Below are 16,968 nucleotides of genomic sequence, written 5' to 3' on the forward strand. Positions count from 1 at the left end.
CCCCAACACCACCCGCGCCCCCCGCCTGGGGGGGGGGGGCCCCCCTTCGGCTGTTCTCGGATTGCTAGTCCGCCGTCGGTTCCCGGCGTACCGACAGCAGGTCTTCCAGTTGTTCCTCCCTTGCCTGGGCCGCTACGAACAGGAGTTCGTCGCCGGCTTCCAGGGAGTCCTCCCGGGTGGGGGTGAGGACGCGGGTGCCGCGGATGATGGTGACCAGGGAGGTGTCCTCGGGCCAGTCGACGTCGCCGACCTGGGTGCCGGCGAGGGCGGACTCCTCGGGGAGGGTCAGTTCGACGAGGTTGGCGTCGCCGTGGCTGAAGCGCAGCAGGCGGACCAGGTCGCCGACGCTGACGGCCTCCTCGACCAGGGCGGACATCAGACGGGGGGTGGAGACGGCGACGTCGACGCCCCAGGCCTCGTTGAACAGCCACTCGTTCTTGGGGTTGTTGACGCGGGCGACGACGCGCGGGACGCCGTACTCCGTCTTCGCGAGCAGGGAGACGACCAGGTTGACCTTGTCGTCGCCGGTCGCGGCGATGACGACGTTGCAGCGCTGGAGGGCCGCCTCGTCCAGGGACGTGATCTCGCAGGCGTCGGCCAGCAGCCACTCCGCCTGCGGTACCCGCTCGACCGAGATCGCGGTCGGGGCCTTGTCGATCAGCAGGATCTCGTGGCCGTTCTCCAGCAGTTCGCCCGCGATCGAGCGGCCCACGGCGCCGGCGCCGGCGATGGCGACTCTCATCAGTTGCCGCCTTCCTTCGGGCCTTCGGCGAACGCCGCCTCGACCTTCTCCACCTCGTCGGTGCGCATCATCACGTGCACCAGGTCGCCCTCTTGCAGCACGGTCTGCGAGGAGGGCAGCATCGCTTCGCCGAGGCGGGTCAGGAACGCCACCCGGACGCCCGTCTCCTCCTGGAGCTTGCTGATCTTGTGACCGACCCAGGCGTGCGAGGCATGTACCTCGGCGAGCTGGACGCCGCCGGTGGGATCGCGCCACAGCGGCTCGGAGCCGGACGGCAGCAGGCGGCGCAGCATCTGATCGGCGGTCCAGCGGACCGTGGCCACGGTGGGGATGCCGAGGCGCTGGTAGACCTCGGCGCGGCGGGGGTCGTAGATCCGGGCGGCGACATTCTCGACGGCGAACATCTCGCGGGCCACGCGGGCGGCGATGATGTTGGAGTTGTCGCCGCTGGAGACGGCGGCGAAGGCGCCGGCCTCCTCGATGCCGGCTTCGCGCAGGGTGTCCTGGTCGAAGCCGACGCCGGTGACCCGGCGGCCACCGAACGAGGAGCCAAGGCGTCGGAAGGCGGTGGGGTCCTGGTCGATCACGGCGACCGTGTGCCCCTGTTGCTCCAGGGTCTGGGCGAGAGCGGAACCCACTCTGCCGCAGCCCATGATGACGATGTGCACGACCGTCCTTCCGAGGTCAAGGGTTATTGACTTGGCTGGTTCTAGGGTCTCAGACCGTCGCCCAAGCTACACACGCACGGTCGGCGGACGGCAACCCGTGTGAACGGCGGTCAGGGGCTGTCGGCTCGTCTGCTGATCCTTCGGACACTGAGCAGCGTGAGGACACCGAGGCCGATGAGGGCGAGCGTGGCGCCGATCAGCTCTGCGGTCGCGGGCATGGGACCTCCGGGGATGCGGCGGGAGTCTGCTGGTGGCTGACCCGACGTCGGTGACGGTGGCTGTCCCGACGTCCATGAGGACGCCTGGAGCGGCGTGGATGCCTGTGCCGGCGTCGAGGGGATCGTCGTACAGGCACGCTTGTCGTACCGGAAGGGGGTCGGCTCGTACCGGAGGGGCGTCGGCGGGGCCGCCGAATCGGGGCTGTGATTCACCCGTGGGGCAGAGCTGTGATTCATCTGTGGGGCGGATCGGGGCGCGCTGTGCGGGCCCGGGGGTGGCGGGCCGAGGTGTGGGGCGGATCTCGGGTCACGATGTGGGCGAGCGGGCGTTCGAAGCCGTACGATCCTCAGTCGTGTCCAAACTGACCGACGTGCCCAAACGGATTCTCATCGGGCGCGCACTGCGCAGTGACCGGCTGGGGGAGACGCTCCTGCCGAAGCGCATCGCCCTCCCCGTCTTCGCGTCCGACCCGCTGTCCTCGGTGGCGTACGCGCCGGGCGAGGTGCTGCTGGTGCTGTCCATCGCGGGTGTGTCGGCGTACCACTTCAGCCCCTGGATCGCGCTCGCGGTCGTGGTGCTGATGTTCACGGTCGTCGCCTCCTACCGGCAGAACGTGCACGCGTACCCGAGCGGTGGCGGCGACTACGAGGTGGCGACGACCAACCTCGGTCCCAAGGCGGGGCTCACGGTCGCCAGCGCGCTGCTGGTCGACTACGTCCTGACGGTCGCCGTCTCCATCTCCTCCGGCATCGAGAACCTGGGCTCGGCGATCCCGTTCGTGGTCGAGAACAAGGTGGCCTGCGCGGTCGGTGTGATCGTGCTGCTGACCGTGATGAATCTGCGCGGGGTCCGCGAGTCCGGCTCGCTGTTCGCGATTCCGACGTACGTGTTCGTCGCGGGCGTCTTCCTCATGATCGCGTGGGGCGCCTATCGCGGGCTGGTGCTGGACGATGCCCTGCGGGCGCCGACGGCGGGCTTCGAGATCAAGGCGGAACATCAGGGCCTGGCCGGTTTTGCCCTGGTCTTCCTGCTGCTCCGGGCCTTCTCCTCGGGCTGTGCCGCGCTGACCGGCGTGGAGGCCATCTCCAACGGCGTCCCCGCCTTCCGCAAGCCCAAGTCGCGCAACGCGGCGACCACGCTGGCGCTGATGGGGCTGCTGGCGGTCACCATGTTCTGCGGGATCATCGGGCTCGCCATGGCCAGCAATGTGCGGATGGCCGAGAACCCGGCGCACGATCTGCTGGAGAACGGCGTCCCGGTCGGCTCGGACTATGTCCAGAACCCGGTGATCTCCCAGGTCGCCGAGGCGGTCTTCGGCTCCGGCAGTTTCTTCTTCCTGGTGCTGGCGGCGGCCACCGCGCTGGTGCTGTTCCTCGCCGCGAACACGGCGTACAACGGCTTCCCGGTGCTGGGTTCGATACTCGCCCAGGACCGCTATCTGCCGCGCCAGTTGCACACCCGGGGCGACCGGCTCGCCTTCTCCAACGGCATCGTGCTGCTCGCGGGCGCGGCCGGGCTGCTGGTGTGGGTCTACGGGGCCGACTCGACGCGTCTGATCCAGCTCTACATCGTCGGTGTGTTCGTCTCCTTCACCCTCAGCCAGATAGGCATGGTCCGGCACTGGAACCGGCATCTCGCGGTCGAGAAGGACCCGGGCAAGCGGCGGCACATGTTCCGCTCCCGGGCGATCAATACGTTCGGTGCCTTCTTCACGGGGCTGGTGCTGGTCGTCGTCCTGGTCACCAAGTTCACGCACGGCGCGTGGGTGGCGCTGCTCGGCATGGTGATCTTCTACGGCATCATGACCGCGATCCGGCGCCACTACGACCGGGTCGCGGAGGAACTGGCGGCGGTCGAGGGGCCGAGCGACGACAGCGTGCGGCCGTCGCGGGTCCACTCGGTGGTCCTCATCTCGAAGATCCACCGCCCGACGCTGCGTGCCCTCGCCTACGCCAAGCTGATGCGCTCGGACACCCTGGAGGCGCTCAGCGTCAACGTGGACCCGGCCGAGACGAAGGCGCTGCGCGACGAGTGGGAGCGGCGCGGGATCGACGTACCGCTGAAGGTGCTGGACTCGCCGTACCGGGAGATCACCCGGCCGGTGATCGAGTACGTGAAGAGTCTGCGGCGGGAGTCGCCCAGGGACGCGGTGTCCGTGATCATTCCCGAGTATGTGGTCGGGCACTGGTACGAGCAGTTGCTGCACAACCAGAGCGCGCTGCGGCTGAAGGGCCGGCTGCTGTTCACGCCGGGGGTGATGGTGACGTCCGTGCCGTATCAGCTGGAGTCGTCGGAGGTGGCCCGGCAGCGGGCGCGCAAGCGGCAGGAGTGGAACGCGCCGGGGGCGGTGCGGAGGGGGGCTGCGGGGGCGGGGAAGTCCGGGGAGGCCGGTGGGGCCGCTGGGGCTGCGGGGTCCGAGGGGCGGGGGAAGGACGTCAGCCTGGACTGACGGGTGTGTCGGGGGACGTAGACTGGTGGGCTGTTGCCCGGCCCTTCCCCTTTGACGTACTGGAGCCTTCCGCCATGCAGGCAGAACCGAAGAAATCGCTGGTCGGGGCGGAGTACGAGGTCGAGGTCGGGCCCGTCGCGCACGGCGGGCACTGCGTCGCCCGTACCGAGGACGGTCAGGTGCTGTTCGTCCGGCACGCGCTGCCCGGGGAGCGCGTGGTCGCGCGCGTGACGGAGGGCGAGGAGGGGGCCCGCTATCTGCGGGCGGACGCGGTCGAGGTGCGGTCGGCGTCGAAGGACCGGGTCGAGGCGCCCTGTCCCTACGCGGGCCCCGGCCGCTGCGGTGGCTGCGACTGGCAGCACGCCAAGCCGGGTGCGCAGCGGCGGCTGAAGGGCGAGGTCCTGGCGGAGCAGCTGAAGCGGCTCGCGGGGCTGACGCCGGAGGAGGCCGGCTGGGACGGCACGGTGATGCCGGCCGAGGGCGACAAGCTGCCGGCCGGGCAGGTGCCGCAGTGGCGGACCCGGGTGCAGTACGCGGTGGACGCCGAGAGCGGCCGGGCGGGGCTGCGTCGGCACCGTTCGCACGAGGTCGAGCCCGTCGACCACTGCATGATCGCGGCGGAGGGTGTCAGCGAGCTGGGTGTCGAGAAGCGGGACTGGGCCGGGATGGCGTCGGTGGAGGCGATCGCGGCGACGGGGTCGCAGGACCGCCAGGTGATCCTCACCCCGCGGCCCGGGGCCCGGCTGCCGATCGTCGAGCTGGACCGGCCGGTGTCGGTGATGCGGGTGGAGGAGAAGGACGGCGGCGTGCACCGGGTGCACGGCCGGCCGTTCGTCCGGGAGCGCGCTGACGGCCGTACGTACCGGGTCGGCAGCGGTGGCTTCTGGCAGGTCCATCCCAAGGCGGCGGACACGCTGGTGACGGCGGTGATGCAGGGGCTGCTGCCGCGCAAGGGCGACATGGCGCTCGACCTGTACTGCGGGGTCGGCCTCTTCGCGGGCGCGCTGGCCGACCGGATCGGCGAGAAGGGCGCGGTCCTCGGCATCGAGTCGGGGAAGCGGGCCGTGGAGGACGCGCGGCACAACCTCGCCGAGTTCGACCGGGTGCGGGTGGAGCAGGGGAAGGTGGAGGCCGTGCTGCCGCGCACCGGGATCACGGAGGTCGACCTCATCGTCCTCGATCCGCCCCGGGCGGGGGCGGGGCGCAAGACGGTGGAGCATCTGGCGACGCTGGGGGCGCGGCGGATCGCGTATGTGGCGTGCGATCCGGCGGCGTTGGCTCGGGATCTGGGGTATTTCCGGGAGGGGGGGTATCGGGTGCGGATGCTGCGGGCGTTCGATCTGTTTCCGATGACCTCGCATGTGGAGTGTGTGGCGATTTTGGAGCCGGTGGGGAAGGGTTCCTGAGCTGTTGTTCGCGCGGGCGGACCCTGTGGGGTGTCGGTGCGGGGTGCCGGTCGCTGTGCTGGTCACTGGGTGATGAGCGTGGGCGGATGGCTCGGGTCGTGGGGGCACAGGGCGATGGTCAGCCGGCCGCGGCCGGGTGAGACGTCGGTGGGGGTGTTGGCGCCCATGACGTCGGTGTCCGCTCGGTCCTCGTAGGGGATCCAGCTCGTGGTGCTGGGATCCCATTCCGTGTGGCTCACGGTGAGGAGGGGGGTGGGTTCGGTGCCGCAGCGGGTGCAGGGCGAGGGGCTCGGTCCGGTGAGGGGCCAGGTGAGGTATCCGCCGACCTTCCAGCCGGGAGCGGTGGACAGCTCGGAGAGGTAGCGGTCGCCCTCGGTGTCGGGGCCCTCCCACGCGGCGATGCGGTCCCGCAGCTCGGCGTCGAGGGTCATCAGGTAGGGGTGCTCGACCACCTGTTCGGGATACAGCACACAGGGGGACGGCACGAGTTCTTCGCGGCCGACCACCTCCGGGGCGGGTTGTTCGGTCAGCCAGGGGCCGGTGCTGTCCGAGTGCCGCCACCGCAGTTCCACATGAGGTTCGTGGCGGCTCTCACCATGCCGTTCGAAGCCGCACCAGAAGACCTGGAGCAGATCGCCCTCCCCGGTGTCCGGCAGACCGGGGACGTCGTGGCGGTACAGCTGGGCCACGGCAAGGAGTGGAATGGGGTCCGTGTCCGCCAGGTGCGGGGCGTGCCGGCCCCGCTTGAACCCCGCGAGGATGTCGGACTCCTCGGCGGTGGGTCCGTTCCTCGGATCGCGTTGCCAGGCGCGTTCGAGGATCTCCCGTTCCCTCAGTACGTCGGTGAGCCGGTAGCCGCTGCCGCGTTTGTGGGGGATCGTGCAGACCGGCCAGGGTTCATCGGCGGGCCAGAGCAGTGGTCCCCCGACAGAACTGTCCCGTGCTGTGGGTGCGCCTCGGCGGGGGTGCAGCCGGGTCGCGGTGCGACGCTCGGCGGCCAGCTCGGGGAAGACGGCTTCCACATCGATCGGGCGCGGTGGGGTGGTGCGCGGCATGGGCCAGGGCTCCTGGGGCTCGGCTTGTGGTTCGGGCGTCCGTGCGACGCCGGAGGCCGGTGGGGCACTCTACCCAGTTCAGGGTTTCCATCCCGGTACGGCGGTGCGCACACCGGCCGCCGGGTTGTCGAGCCAGCCGGTCAGCTCGAATCCCCTGTTGCCGTGGGCGGCGTATTCGAGTCGGATCGGGATGGGGTTGGTGCCCTCGTAGATCGGGGTGATGTCGTACTGGACGACCTCGCCCCGTTTCACGGCCTTGTAGATCTCACCTTCGATCAGGTCCCGCTGGTAGGGGGAGTTGGTCGGGTCCTGGGTCTGGGTGACCAGGTTGTGTTTGGCGTTGTGGTGGGTGCCCGCGCCGCCGAGGCGGTCCGCGAGGAGGTGGCCGCGGGCCTCGTTGAACGCCCTTCCCTCTCCGCGCCAGCCCGGCGGGGTGGACCTCCCCGCTTCGGTGCCCTGGTGCAGCATGGCGGGACGGACGGAGGCGGAGACACCGGTCGGCCGGCCGAGGTGGTCGAGGCCCTTGTAGCGGACGCTGCCGCCGTGGGCGTAGTGGTCCTTGCGGCACGGGGCGAGGCCGAGCGGATCGCAGAGGTCGAGCGGGTTGTCGACGTAGGCGACCGGGTTGGGTGCCGGGAGCAGGCCCAGCGGGTCGGGGCTGACGTAGCGCGCGGTCTCCGGGTCGTAGTGCCGGAAGTAGTTGTAGTGCAGTCCGGTCTCGGGGTCGGCGTACTGGCCGGGGTGGCGCAGGGGCGTGTGCGCGGTGGCGTCGGGGTTGACGGCCGTGGTGCCCCAGACCGTGGTCCGGGTGTGCCAGGCGATCGTGCCGTCCTCGGCGACGAGTTCGGTCGGGGTGCCGACGACGTCCGAGACGATGGCGAAGAACCGGGAGTCGACCTCCTCGTCGGGCAGTGGTTTGCGCTCGTACTGGACGAGGGGCCGGTGGCCGTCGTGCTCCCAGGTGAGCGTGGCGCCCGTGGCGTTCGTGGTCTGCTCCGCGAGGCGGGTGCCGTCCCAGGTGAAGCGGACGGTGTCGACGATCTGGCCGGACTCGTCGAGGCGGTGCTTCGCGGTGCGGCGGCCGAGCGGGTCGTACCGGTAGTGCCAGGTGGCTCCGTCCGGGGTGATGCAGGAGGCGAGGCGGTTCTCGGCGTCCCAGGCGTACCGCCAGACGTCGGGCTTGCGGGACAGCCGCTTCTTCACCCGCTCGACGAGGCGGCCGGCCCCGTCGTAGCGGTAGCGGGTGTCGCCGGCGTGGGTGACGCGGGTGCCGTTGTAGTGGCGCTCGCCGCGGGCCGATGGGTCCGCGGAGCGGTCCGGCCAGTGGGCGGTGAGCTGATTGCCCGAGGCGTCGTAGGTGTATGCCTCGGGTCCGGCGGGGCCCGTGGCCCGCAGGGGGCGGCCGGTCCGGTCGAGGTCGTAGGACGTGCCGCGACCGGTGACCTCCTCGTGAACCGCGATCAGATGGTCATCGGCGCGGTAGGTGTAGCCACGGGCGCGTACGCGGCGGCCCGGGCGTGTCGTGAGGTGCTGTCGGGTGAGGCGGCCCACCGAGTCCCAGGACGACGCGAGATCGAGGTGGTTGCCGATGGCACGCTCGGTCTCGCGGCCGAGGAGGTCGTGGCCGAAGGACAGCGTGTGCCGGTCGTCGAGGGCGAGACCGCTGCGGTTGCCGACCTCGTCCCAGGTGAGGGAGGTGCGGGCGCCGGTGGGGGTGGTGCGGCTGATCCGGCGACCCGCCGGGTCGTACCCGAGGGTGAGGGTGGCGCCGTCGACGGTCTGTGTCAGCAGGCGCCCCGCGATGTCGTAGGAGAACTCCAGTCGGCAGCCGGGACTTGCCGCGGCCGTCAGACGGGACGCCGGATCGTAGGAGAACGAGGTGCGTGTCTCTCCCGCGGTCTTGGCGGCGAGGCGTCCGTTGGTGTCGAAGGCGTAGTCGACGCTCTCGCCGGCCGCATTGGTGCGGCGGGCCAGTTGACCTGCCGGATCGTAGGCGCAGGTGGTGGTGCGGTCGTCGAAGTCCGTCTCGGCGGCGACGCGCCCCACGGGATCGAACCGGTAGTCCCAGGTCAGACCGGCGGGGTTGACGACCTGGACGAGGCGCTGCTCGGTGTCGTGACGGAAGGTGTGGGTGCGGTTGTCCGGTGTGGTGCGGGTGGCGAGCAGGTCGAACGGTCCGTAGGTGCTGGTCGTGCTCCCGCCCAGGGGGTCGGTGTGGGTGAGGCAGTTGCCCTCGCCGTCCCACTCCCAGGTCTCCCGGCTGCCGTCGGGGGCTGTCCGTGACACGAGGCGGCCCTCGGTGTCCCAGGTGAGACCGCTGGTCCCGCCGAGCGCGTTGGTCAGTTCGACGGGCCGTCCGAGGGTGTCTCTGCGGCACGATGTGCGGGCGCCCCGGGCGTCCTTGACCGCCACAGGAAGACCGGCCGCGTCGTTCTCCAGGCGCAGCACCTGGCCGAGCGGGTCGGTCTGGCTCTCCAGGGCGCCGGTGGAGTGGTAGGTGAAACGGACGGTGGCGTGGTCCGGGCCGGTGACCGCGGTGCGATTGCCGCGCTCGTCGTACTCCTGGCGGGTCTCGGCTCCGTCGGGGCCGGTCAGCAGGGTCGGCAGGTGGCCGGTGCCGTAGGTGACGCGGGTGACGGATCCGTCGGGCGCGGTCACCGCTGTCAGGTTGCCGTCGGCGTCCCATTCCCAGCGAGTGGTGCGGCCCAGGGGGTCGGTGTGGGCAAGCAGGTGGTCGTGACGGTCCCACCGCTGGGTGGTGGCGTGGCCGAGCGGATCGGTGATCGCGATGATCTGGCCGTGACGATTGGACCGGTGGACCGTGGCGTGGCCGAGGGAGTCCGTGTAGGTGACGGTGCTCGTGCCGTCGCTGTGGGGGCCGCTGTACGACACCGTCGAGTCGAGGATCCCGTCCGTGCCACGGGTGGCGACCACGCGCCCGGCGTTGTCGTACGTGTAGCTGAACTCGGAGTCGTTGGAGTCCCGCCAACCGGTCAGGCGATGGGCGTCGTCGTAGGAGAAACGCGTCGTGGCGTCGACGGCGTTGTGGACCTGGGTCAGATTCCCGGTGTCGTCGTAGTCGAAGGTGCGAAGGCGCGTGGGTGTCCCGGTGCCGAGTGCCGACAGGCCGACGACCCGACGGTGTTCGGTGTCGGAGTGGACCTGGATGCGGTAGCCACCGCTGTGGCTGACGGTGAGCGGTACGTCGTGCTCGTCGCGTTCGATGGTGACGCTGTTCCCGTTGCGGTCCTCAAGGCTGACCAGCCACCACACTTCGTCGCGTGCGGTGCCGGGCTCGAAGTGCCGGGTGAGGCCGGTGCGCGGATCCCGCACGGTAAGTACGTAACCGGCATTGCGGGTGATGTAGGTGAGGGGCAGCCGGGCTCCCTCCGCCGGGCTCACCCGGTCTCCCGGCACGTCGGGCACCCGAGGGTAGGCGAGCGCGGAACCGTCCTCGCGATACCACCACAGTCCCCCGAGCGCCTCGTCGCGCTCCAGCCGTTCGTCGAGGGTGCATGCCCAGGAGGGACCGAAGGAGGAGCCGGTCGTACAGCCCGACAGATGGGTGCGGCGCAGCAACAGTGGGAGCACGCCGGGAAGTTCCACATCCGTCTGGGCGAGGATCATCTGGCCGGTGGCCATGTCGATCGGGTCGCCGCAGGTCTCCTTGTTGTCCAGCTCGCGCGCTCGTTGGGAGAGGGTGGCGGAATCGATCTTCATGGCGGGATCGGGGTTGCGGGCCGGATCGGGGTTGCCTCCGGAAGCAGGTTTGCGGCCGGAAGCGGGAGCGGGTCCCTGGCCCGAAGTGCCGCTGCCGCTGCCGCTGCCACGGCCACCGTCACCGTCCTTGGCCGCCCCGGAGTCGATCCGTTTGATCCGGTCGTGGACGGCGAGGTCGACGCTCTTCTGATCGGTGGATGTCTTTTTGATGCCGGTCGACAGGCCGCCGCCCAGATGGCCCCCGAGATCGTCGGTGGCCTTGTTGAGTGTCTTGAGCGCCCGGTCGGCGATCGGGTCGATGATCTGAGCGATGCTGTCGCGGCCCCGGGTGCGGCTGTGGTGGTCGCCGACCTTGGACAACTTGCCCTTCGTGCGGCCCTTGACGCTGTCGCTGACGGTGACGAGCTTGCCGGAGGCCCGTCCGTGTTCGCCGTGATCGATGTTCAACGAGTCGATGAGCCCGCCGAGCGAGCCTGGCCCGGTACCCGTTCCGGCCGATGCCAGTTGGAGGCTTTCCTTGCCCGCGGCCACCCCGTCCTCCAGGCCGTCCCGGCCTGCCTGGACCGCTTGGCCGGTGTCGATGCCGTTCTGTAGGCCGAGGGCGTTGGCGCCGATCTGTACCGCCAGATCGGCCGCGACGTTCTCGATGGCCTGCACGGCCGGCTCGGTCAGGGCCGTCATGACATAGCCGACGGCTTCCTCGCCGGCCTCCTTGATGAGCTTCTTCACCAGAGTCCGGGTCGCCGCCACGGTGCCCGCCGAGATCAGCGTCGAGAGGCCGAAGGTGAACGGGGCAGCCGCCAGCGAGATGCCCGCTTGCGCGATCATCGCCGAAAGGTGGCCGAGGCAGGCGTACTTCATCCCCTCGATCACACCCGCGGCCTTGTCCAGCGCGTCCGCGACGAGGCGAGCCGCTCCGGCTATGTCGTCCTGTTTGGAGCGGACCTTGACCCAGTGCTTGTCCAGTGCGGTGAGCGCCTCGCCGCTGCCCGATGACAGCAGACGCTGGACAGGACCGTGGGCCGAGTGGCTGTCCTCGTCCATGTCATCCGCGAACTCCCGCAACGACGTGGCCATATCGCGGTACGCGTCCTCGTCCACGTTCGGCCACGCGATCCCCACGATGTCCAGCGCCGTGTCCAGCCAGTCCGGCAGTACGACCGCCACTCCCCGCCCCCTCGGGTCCACGCCGGTGCCACATCGCGTGGGAACGGGCGTTTGCTTGTCGGATGACTTCACGATAGTCGGGGGGTGCGCAGCAGCAAAGGGATGAGCCGGGGACCCGATGGCCCGCTCCCTTCCGACGAGGGTGCGCAGTACCGGCCCTGGCTGGAGGAGCAGTTCCTGCGTCCGCCGAACTTGTCAGCCGCCGGAAGAATGGCCGATCTGTACCCTTGCCTTCGGCAACCGCCACTCCGCCCACACGGTCTTTCCGGGCCCACAGTCCCGTGGCGCGACCCCCCACCGCGACGCCAGCCGCGCCACGATGAACAGCCCCCACCCCGACTCCTGATCCCCCGGCGGCTCGTGCGGCGCGAGCGGGGGTACGCGTTCGAGGCGGGTGTCGGTGACCTCCACGCGCAGGACGCGCGTCTCGCCGACGTCCGTCTCCGTCAGCCGCACCTGGAAGTCCCGCCCCGGAACATGCCCATGCCGTACGGCATTTCCGGCCAGCTCCGAAGTGATCAGCGTCAGCGTCTCGTTCACGTCGCCGTCGTAGGGGTGGCCCCAGGTGTCCAGCCGCCGCGAGACGAGGGTACGGGCGAGGCGGGCGCCGCGGGTGGAGGACGTGAAGCGCATGGAGAACTCGTGCACCGGCGCGACCCCCGTTGCGGGGGAAGTCTCCTGATTCATGGGGTCCACGCTGACGTGCGGGTTTTACCGTGACGGGACACGAAACGCACACGGACGGTAGCTGTACGTGGCGGCTCGGCAGGTGTGGGCGGGACGGAGCGTGACGGTCGGCGCGGGGCCGCGTTGGCCGGACAGGAGGCGGTGCGGGTATGAGCGAACAGACGGGACCGGTCGAGGACGAGCCCTCCGGCACGGAGGAGGAGCGCGAGCCGGGATCGGGCATCCTCCGCGCCTTCGGGCGCCAGTTGAAGCGGTTCCGGTTACGGGCGGGGCTTGAACGGACCGAGTTCGGCGCGCTGATGGGCTATTCGGCTTCCACGATCGCCGCGTATGAGCAGGGGCGCCGGGTTCCGCCTCCGAGGTTCATCGACCAGGCGGACGAGGCGCTGGACGCGGGTGAGGTGCTCAAGGAGTTGAAGGAGGAGGTGGCTCGGGCGCAGTATCCGGTGTTCTTCCAGGATGCGGCGGACTTGGAGCGCATCGCGGTCGCGTTGCATGTGTACGCGACGAAAGCCGTGCCGGGGCTGTTGCAGAGCGAGGAGTACGCCCGAGCGGTGTTCACGATGTGGAGGCCCTTGCTGTCCGACGAGATCATGGATGAGCGCGTGGCGGCCCGACTCGTCAGGCAGCAGTTGCTCAATGCCGTACCGCCGCCCACGATCAGTTTCGTCATCGAGGAAGCGGTCCTACGGAGGCCGCTCGGGGGCTGGGCGGTCATGCGGGGCCAGTTGGAGCACATCCTCCTCCATGCCCAGCGCCGCAATGTCGAGATCCAGGTGATGCCGACCGAGCTGGAGGAGCATGCCGGACTCGAAGGCCCTTTCACCTTGATCGAGACGCGCGACGGCCGGAGGATCGCGTACATGGAGGGGTACAAGGACAGTCGTCTGCACACGGAGCGCAAGGCGGTCCGGGAGGTCGAGGAGCAGTACGGCATCCTCAGGGCACAGGCGCTCACACCGCGCGCATCACTGACCTTTGTCGAGAAGTTGCTGGGAGAGACATGAACATTGAGCCCGAACCGGCCTGGTCCAAGAGCAGTTACAGCACGGGTGACGGAGGCGAGTGCATCGAAGTGGCTTGCCCCTCGGTCGCCCTGCCTGCGTCTGGTTGGTTCAAGAGCAGCCACAGCACCGGCTCAGGCGGCGAATGCATCGAGGTCGCCGTCCGGCCTCACGTCGTCCGCGTACGCGATTCCAAGGACATATCCCAACCCGGCCTCGCGGTCGACAGCGCGGCCTGGGCCGCGTTTGTCGGCTTCGCCGTGAGGTAGTGCCTGAGCCTGCCCCTGGCGGCGCGTCGGCGACAGGTGTCCGCCTTTCGAATCTGCTGGGAGAGGGATGAGCGTGGAATGTTCCAGGTGTGAGACCGCTGAGCTGGCCTGGGCGAAGAGCAGTTACAGCGCCGGAGATGGAGGGCAGTGCATCGAGGTCGCCGTCCGGCCTCACCTCGTCCGCGTACGCGATTCCAAGGACATATCCCAACCCGGCCTCGCGGTCGACAGCGCGGCCTGGGCCGCGTTCGTCGGCTTCGCCGTCAGGTAGTGCCTGAGTCTGCCCCGGCGGCACGCGCCAGGGGCGGACGTCCGGCTTCCGGCGGCAGGTGGTCTATACCAAACCGCCCTGTCCCAGTATCCTCACCCGTGCCAGCCAGTAGCACTGCGCCACCCCCACCCACCCAGGTTGCGCGACGGCGCGGGCGGCATCATCCCGTGACCGGCTCCACAGCCGCGCGACCTGCCGATGCACCGCATCCAGGAGGATCACGGTGAGAGTCCGCACCAGAAGCTCGGCGATCATCGGCACCATCTGTCTCGTCGCCTCCCTCGCCCTGACCACGGCGTCGGCCGACGAGGCCGCCGCCCCGCGGCCTGCGGCGAAGGTCGCGCTCACGAACGTGGCCACGGCCCAGAATCCGACGGCCGGTGCCGCCGGACCCGGAGGGAAGGTCTGGATCGCCGAACGCGCGGGAACCGTACGGGTTCTGGGCGACCAGGGGCTCAGTCGGCCCGTACTCGACATCTCCGCCGACACCACCACCGACGGCGAACGCGGGCTGCTGGGCATCGCGTTCGACAAGAGGTTCGCGTACTTCTACATCTCGTACACGGACCTCGAAGGCACCAGCACCGTCGACGAGTTCGCCGTACGCAACGGCAAGATCCAGCCGCACACCCGGCGTACGGTCATCACCCAGACGCAGCCCTACGCCAACCACAACGGCGGCGACATCAAGATCGGCCCCGACGGCTACCTCTACATCGCGCTCGGCGACGGGGGCTCGGGCGGCGACCCGCACGGCTACGGGCAGAGTCTCGACACGCTGCTCGGCAAGATGCTGCGGATCGACCCCCGGGGCGGCACACCGTACGCGATCCCGGAGGACAACCCGTTCGTGGACGACCCGAACGCGCGGGACGAGATCTGGGCCTACGGGCTGCGCAACCCGTGGCGGTTCTCCTTCGACGCGGTCAAGGGCGACCTGTGGATCGGCGACGTCGGCCAGAACGACTGGGAGGAGATCGACTGGGCCCGGGCCGACAGCGAGGGCGGGGAGAACTACGGCTGGGGCCAGATGGAGGGCACCCACCCGTTCCGCGGCGGCACCGAACCCGCCAACCACGTGCCGCCCGCCTACGAGTACGACCGCACCAACTGGGGCTGCTCGGTGACCGGCGGCTACGTCTACCGGGGCAAGGCGATCCCGGCCCTCAAGGGTCAGTACGTGTACTCCGACTACTGCGACGGCACCGTCCGCTCCTTGCAGCTGAAGAACGGCGAGGTCACCGGCATGACCGACCTCGGCGTCAACGGCGGCGAGGTCATCTCCTTCGCCCAGGGCGGCAACGGCGAACTGTACGTACTCGCCATCGGCGGGAGCGTCTTCCGTCTCGACCCGGCGGTGTAGCGCGTGACGGGGGGCAGACCACTGCGGCAGCTAAGGGCCGCCGCGGTGAACATCGACGGTGTCATGCTGAACGACACCTTCAGTCCGGTGATCCATCACTTCATCGTCAGCCGGGGCGGCGTCTACACCGCCGAGCTGGAACGGCTGATCTTCTCGCAGCGGCAGGACGACGCCGCCCGGGTGATCGGTGAGGCGGCGGGCATCGGCTGGTCGCCGGAGAAGGTCCGGGAGCTGTACTTCCAGGAGCGGGCCGGCTATCTGGAGCGTCATCCGGTGCGGATTCTCGACGGCGCGGTCGGCATGGTCGAAGCGCTGCGCTCGTTGGGGCTGCGGACGGTCTGCTACGGCGGGCTCGACCGCTCCCACTTCGACAGCGCCCTCGGCGAGCACGCCCGGCTCTTCGACGAACCCGGGTATGTGTGCACCGACGCCTATCGTCCCGGGCTCCGCGAGATCATCACGGAGATCTTTGGACTCCGGCCCGACCAGGTGCTCGTCATCGATGACGTGGCGCGGGTCGCCGAGGCCGCCCGCGCACTCGGGGTGCCGTTCATCGGGAACCCCAGTTCCTTCGAGCACGGCTTCCAGCGGGAGTTGATGCGCGAGGCGGGCGTACGGCATCTGGTGCGGTCGCCGGGTGAGGTGGGGGAGGAGTTGCTGCGGGTCCTGGACGCGGAGGCCGCGGCCGGTACTTGTTGGCGCGGCTGATGTGACGAACGGGGTTCCGCACCACGCGACGAGCGGGGTTCCGCGTGCTGCGGAACCCCGTTCGTCGTCCTTTGCCAGGCGTGGAGGGGCAGATCCCTGCCGTGTGTCTACGCCGTCGGCATCGCCAGGGTGATGGTGCTGGTGAATGCCGTTCGGCCCTCCTGTACGGCCCGTACCGACACGACCTTCACCGTCGGGTCGGGCGATTCGTGCTCCTCCGCCTCGATCTCGCAGGGGGTGTCCAGCTCCACGTACCGCTCGAAGGCGTTCTCGCTCGCTGTCGCCGTGCTGCCGGGGGCGAGCAGGCGGGTGACCTGGCGGGCTGCCTCCAGCAGGACCATGCCGGGGACGTGGTCGTTGGGGTGCTCGAACAGGATGGGGTGACGACGGTCGGCCCGGAGCAGCCAGCGGTGCGGGGCGTCGCCGGGGGAGAGGACGACGTCCGGGGCGTACCGGCGGTCGACCAGTGCCGGTTCGATGGGTTCGGCCAGCGGCAGTCCGGCGTCCGGGTCCGGTGTCAGGCGCGTGCCACGGATCCGGCGGTAGACCTCCTGCCGGAGGATGGTCGCCTTCGCCACGCCCGAGCCCACCGGCTTGCCGTCGCGCAGGATGTCGACCGCGACATCCAGCCCGGCCAGCTGATCGCCCTTGCGGCGGAGCTTCGAGCAGGTGACGGACAGCGACAGCTCGGCCGGCGTGCCGAGGACCCTCAACTGCTCGGGATCGCACGTGTACTGAAGGCTGTTCAGAATGAAGTGGGTGTTCAGCGGCACGCCGTACTCGGCGTGCGACACCAGTGTGCCGACCTGGCGGATGGTCTCCGCGACCAGCGTCGAGTCGTAGTGCTGTCCGCACGGGGACGTGAAGTAGCTGTGCGTACGCGGCCACTGTGCGGAGGCGATGAAGCGCGAGTCGTCCACGCGCAGCCAGCTCGTCAGCAGTACCTCGGCCACGGCGGCGCGATGGACGTACTCCTTGGGCACCGTGGTGGTGAACGGCGAGTGCTGGCGCTGTGCCGGGATGACGATGTTCGAGGTGTTCCAGGTGTTCGAGGTGTTCCAGGTGTTCTGGGTGTTTCTAGTGTTCTGGGTGTTTCTGGTGTTCGTGAGCTTTGAGACCAGTGGTGCGGGTGTGAGCAAAGGAAGCTCGGCCTTCGGTGCCACCTCGATCGAGAGCAACGATTCAGACATTTCCCCCCCAGTAACGGAAATTCGAACCCTTGGTCGGCTGACAGCTACAA

At 69.7% G+C, this 16,968-nt stretch carries 13 protein-coding genes; 7 read left to right on the forward strand and 6 right to left on the reverse strand.

The genetic code is table 11. From position 1 onward, the window contains the following. Window positions 1-64 precede the first annotated feature (64 nt). Both ACFXAZ_RS16570 and ACFXAZ_RS16575 read right to left on the reverse strand, forming a co-directional pair. A complete protein-coding gene (locus ACFXAZ_RS16570; RefSeq protein ID WP_384590748.1) occupies window positions 65-742 on the reverse strand; it encodes a potassium channel family protein in 678 nt (225 codons plus the stop codon). Continuing rightward, window positions 742-1,410, reverse strand: a complete 669-nt coding sequence (locus tag ACFXAZ_RS16575; protein ID WP_382692199.1) for a potassium channel family protein — start codon at window positions 1,408-1,410, stop codon at window positions 742-744. Before ACFXAZ_RS16575 ends, ACFXAZ_RS16570 begins: the two co-directional genes overlap by 1 nt. A 571-nt stretch (window positions 1,411-1,981) precedes the next feature. Here ACFXAZ_RS16575 and ACFXAZ_RS16580 point away from each other — a divergent pair. Together ACFXAZ_RS16580 and ACFXAZ_RS16585 are read left to right on the forward strand one after the other, a co-directional pair. Beyond that, a complete protein-coding gene (locus ACFXAZ_RS16580; RefSeq protein ID WP_384590752.1) occupies window positions 1,982-4,078 on the forward strand; it encodes an APC family permease in 2,097 nt (698 codons plus the stop codon). A gap of 74 nt (window positions 4,079-4,152) precedes the next feature. Further along, the gene (locus ACFXAZ_RS16585) at window positions 4,153-5,484 is read left to right on the forward strand and encodes a class I SAM-dependent RNA methyltransferase (protein ID WP_384590755.1); all 1,332 of its coding nucleotides are present in this window, start codon (window positions 4,153-4,155) and stop codon (window positions 5,482-5,484) included. A gap of 62 nt (window positions 5,485-5,546) precedes the next feature. Here the strand turns inward: ACFXAZ_RS16585 and ACFXAZ_RS16590 are convergent, their stop codons facing one another. From ACFXAZ_RS16590 to ACFXAZ_RS16600, 3 genes are all read right to left on the reverse strand, one after another. After that, entirely contained in the window at window positions 5,547-6,539 is a 993-nt protein-coding gene (locus ACFXAZ_RS16590) for a hypothetical protein (protein WP_384590758.1), read from the reverse strand. Window positions 6,540-6,617: 78 nt separating this feature from the next. Continuing rightward, the gene (locus ACFXAZ_RS16595; protein WP_384590761.1) at window positions 6,618-11,426 is read right to left on the reverse strand and encodes a DUF6531 domain-containing protein; all 4,809 of its coding nucleotides are present in this window, start codon (window positions 11,424-11,426) and stop codon (window positions 6,618-6,620) included. Between the two features lie 195 nt (window positions 11,427-11,621). Further along, window positions 11,622-12,113 (reverse strand): ATP-binding protein, encoded by a 492-nt coding sequence (locus ACFXAZ_RS16600; protein WP_384590764.1) that lies wholly within the window; start codon window positions 12,111-12,113, stop codon window positions 11,622-11,624. A gap of 149 nt (window positions 12,114-12,262) precedes the next feature. Here ACFXAZ_RS16600 and ACFXAZ_RS16605 point away from each other — a divergent pair, with 149 nt between their 5' ends. From ACFXAZ_RS16605 to ACFXAZ_RS16625, 5 genes are all read left to right on the forward strand, one after another. Then, entirely contained in the window at window positions 12,263-13,120 is an 858-nt protein-coding gene (locus ACFXAZ_RS16605; RefSeq protein ID WP_384590767.1) for a helix-turn-helix domain-containing protein, read from the forward strand. Continuing rightward, entirely contained in the window at window positions 13,117-13,386 is a 270-nt protein-coding gene (locus ACFXAZ_RS16610) for a DUF397 domain-containing protein (protein ID WP_384590770.1), read from the forward strand. Before ACFXAZ_RS16605 ends, ACFXAZ_RS16610 begins: the two co-directional genes overlap by 4 nt. Before the next feature lie 67 nt (window positions 13,387-13,453). Beyond that, a complete protein-coding gene (locus ACFXAZ_RS16615) occupies window positions 13,454-13,657 on the forward strand; it encodes a DUF397 domain-containing protein (protein WP_384590773.1) in 204 nt (67 codons plus the stop codon). 223 nt (window positions 13,658-13,880) lie between these two features. Beyond that, window positions 13,881-15,020, forward strand: a complete 1,140-nt coding sequence (locus tag ACFXAZ_RS16620) for a PQQ-dependent sugar dehydrogenase (RefSeq protein ID WP_384590776.1) — start codon at window positions 13,881-13,883, stop codon at window positions 15,018-15,020. Between the two features lie 3 nt (window positions 15,021-15,023). Continuing rightward, entirely contained in the window at window positions 15,024-15,728 is a 705-nt protein-coding gene (locus ACFXAZ_RS16625; protein WP_384590779.1) for an HAD family phosphatase, read from the forward strand. Between the two features lie 107 nt (window positions 15,729-15,835). Here the strand turns inward: ACFXAZ_RS16625 and ACFXAZ_RS16630 are convergent, their stop codons facing one another. Further along, window positions 15,836-16,918, reverse strand: coding sequence for a ScbA/BarX family gamma-butyrolactone biosynthesis protein (locus ACFXAZ_RS16630; protein WP_384590782.1), 1,083 nt, complete (start codon window positions 16,916-16,918; stop codon window positions 15,836-15,838). Window positions 16,919-16,968: the final 50 nt, after the last annotated feature.

Source organism: Streptomyces sp. NPDC059477 (genome assembly GCF_042749375.1).
In the GTDB taxonomy this organism is placed as follows: Bacteria; Actinomycetota; Actinomycetes; order Streptomycetales; family Streptomycetaceae; genus Streptomyces.

Excerpts from the sequence above, each read along its gene's own strand:
- ACFXAZ_RS16570 (WP_384590748.1), bottom strand. The coding sequence starts at position 742 with ATGAGAGTCGCCATCGCCGGCGCCGGCGCCGTGGGCCGCTCGATCGCG.
- ACFXAZ_RS16585 (WP_384590755.1), top strand. The coding sequence starts at position 4,153 with ATGCAGGCAGAACCGAAGAAATCGCTGGTCGGGGCGGAGTACGAGGTC.
- ACFXAZ_RS16590 (WP_384590758.1), bottom strand. The coding sequence starts at position 6,539 with ATGCCGCGCACCACCCCACCGCGCCCGATCGATGTGGAAGCCGTCTTC.
- ACFXAZ_RS16600 (WP_384590764.1), bottom strand. The coding sequence starts at position 12,113 with ATGAATCAGGAGACTTCCCCCGCAACGGGGGTCGCGCCGGTGCACGAG.
- ACFXAZ_RS16605 (WP_384590767.1), top strand. The coding sequence starts at position 12,263 with ATGAGCGAACAGACGGGACCGGTCGAGGACGAGCCCTCCGGCACGGAG.
- ACFXAZ_RS16610 (WP_384590770.1), top strand. The coding sequence starts at position 13,117 with ATGAACATTGAGCCCGAACCGGCCTGGTCCAAGAGCAGTTACAGCACG.
- ACFXAZ_RS16615 (WP_384590773.1), top strand. The coding sequence starts at position 13,454 with ATGAGCGTGGAATGTTCCAGGTGTGAGACCGCTGAGCTGGCCTGGGCG.
- ACFXAZ_RS16630 (WP_384590782.1), bottom strand. The coding sequence starts at position 16,918 with ATGTCTGAATCGTTGCTCTCGATCGAGGTGGCACCGAAGGCCGAGCTT.